Source organism: Actinocorallia lasiicapitis (assembly GCF_054778695.1).
The window spans coordinates 1-2,071 of sequence record NZ_BAAGZI010000624.1 but is presented as its reverse complement, the minus strand read 5'-3'; the positions used below and the strand labels follow the sequence as shown (position 1 = coordinate 2,071).

Sequence of the window (2,071 nt, the reverse complement as noted above, 5' to 3'; positions counted from 1 at the left end):
GCCACGGCGGGCAGGCCCGTCAGCCGGACGGCCAGCGCGTCCAAGGGGCCCTCGACCAGCACCGGCCGGGCCGCGCGCGGGGTCGGCAGCTTGTAGAGGAGGGCGCCTTTGCGGTAGCGGTCGGTCTCGGGGCCGTTCAGCCAGCGGGGGCCGCCGACGCCGTCGCGGGTGCGGCCGAGGAAACCGGCGATCCGTCCGTAGGAGTCGTGGACGGGGAACATGATCCGGTCCCGGAAATGGTCGTAAAGGCGTCCATGGCGGGATCTGCGGACGAGGCCCGTCGCCACGATCCGGTCGTCGGACAGGCCCTCGGCGCGGAGCAGCTCGACGACCGTCCGCCAGGCGGGCGGGGCGTAGCCGAGCCCGAACCGGCGCTGGACGTGCTCGGGGAAACCGCGTTCCGCCAGGTAGGCGGGGACCCAGCTGTCGCGCCGCCGCGCGCGGAAGAAGTCATGGGCCAGGTGCAGGGGATCCAACGTCGCCTCCTCGTGCCGCTGTTACGCGGGCGGGGAAGCTGCCCAACGATGCTGATACCCACCTTTCCGGGGGCGAATACCCCCGATCGGGGTGGTGGTCGGCACATCGGGGAAGATGGAGACGACCTGAAGGAGAGTGCGATGCGGCTGGTGAAGTTCCCTCATTCGTGTGTCCGGCTGGAGACCGCGGAAGGCGTCGCGGTCATCGACCCCGGGCTGTTCTCCGGCGACGACAAGCTCACCGACGCCGACGTCCTGCTGATCACACACGTGCACATGGACCATCTCGACGCCGAGGGGGTGCGGGCGCTGGCCGCCGCCAAACCCGAGCTGAAGATCTACGGGCCGCCGTCGCTCGCCGCCGAACTGGGGGACGTCCCGTTCACCGCGGTGCGGCACGGCGACTCCATCCACACCCTGGGGATGGTCGTGGGCGTTCACGGGGAGAAGCACGCCGAGATCCACCCGGACATCCCGCTGATCGAGAACGTCGGCTATCTCGTCGACGGGCTCTACCACCCCGGCGACTCCTTTACCGTGCCCGACGTGCCCGTCCGGACCCTGCTCGCCCCGATCGGCGCGCCCTGGCTGAAGCTCAGCGAGGCGGCGGCCTTCATCGACGCCGTCGCGCCCGCCACCGTCCACCCCATCCACGACGCCGTCCTCAGCGCGCCCGGCCAGGCCATCGCCGACCGGCTCCTGTCCACCCTCACCAAGCCCGAGTACATCCGGCTGGAACCAGGCGACATCCACTCCTTCTAGCCCGGCGAGCATCGGCGGGATGCGGGCGATCACAAAATGGTGACGTTCGGTGTTTTTACGCACCCGTTCCGTGACTGGCTGGTTGCATATCCTCCCGCAGGGTCATCGCTCGGGGGAAAAGGTGCCACCTGTGTCACTCACACGGATCTTTGCGCCGCTCGCCGTGGCGGCGTCCGTGCTGCTGGTTCCGGTGGCGGCACAGGCGGGGCCCGGCGACGACTGCGTTCAGCTCGCGGGGGCCGCTTTCACCTGGTTCGACCAGGCGGTCCACTGCCATGACCCGCGTCGCGGGACGGAACGGCGGCTGGGCGACGGGTTCGCGCGCTCCGACGAGGCGTCGGACGGGGCGTCGCGTCCCGGATACCCGGTGGTGGTGCGGAGCGCCCCCGCCGTTCGGCCGCCCACGCATCGGCCGCGTGCGCATGTCCGCCTTTTCTGGTCGGCCGCCGACACCGCCAGAGGCGGTCTCCCCGCAGGCACGGAACAGGCCGGCCGACTCACCCGTCCAGGCAGGCCGGGCGGCTCCACCCCACGACGCGAATCACCGCGCCACGACTCACCGACCTGGGACGGCACGGCCGCCGGAAGCCCCTCGGGAGACAGCCGGACGTCCGGGAACGATCTCGCGCCGGGCAGCGGACAGGGTTCGGGGCGTGGGCCTGCCTTGGGGGACGGCTCCATGGTGGGGAGTCTGCCCGCGTCGGAGAGCGGTGCCGCGGTGGGCGATGGGCAGGCGTCGGGAGATGGGGCCGCGTCGGGCAGCGGCTCGGCGGTGGGGAGCGGGCCGGTGCCGGGGAGTGGCTCGGCGGCGGAGGGTGGGGCTATGGGGGGGT

1 protein-coding gene and 2 pseudogenes are annotated in these 2,071 nt (G+C 71.8%); 2 read left to right on the top strand and 1 reads right to left on the bottom strand.

Features of this window, described 5'->3' with window-relative positions:
* A pseudogene (locus ACYVE7_RS33050) lies at window positions 1-476 on the bottom strand (hypothetical protein); the annotation flags it as partial.
* A 141-nt stretch (window positions 477-617) separates the two neighbouring features.
* Here ACYVE7_RS33050 and ACYVE7_RS33045 point away from each other — a divergent pair.
* Both ACYVE7_RS33045 and ACYVE7_RS33040 read left to right on the top strand, forming a co-directional pair.
* On the top strand, window positions 618-1,238 hold the full coding sequence (locus ACYVE7_RS33045; protein ID WP_460370390.1) for an MBL fold metallo-hydrolase: 621 nt from the start codon (window positions 618-620) through the stop codon (window positions 1,236-1,238).
* A 130-nt stretch (window positions 1,239-1,368) separates the two neighbouring features.
* Window positions 1,369-2,071: pseudogene (locus ACYVE7_RS33040) on the top strand (hypothetical protein); the annotation flags it as partial.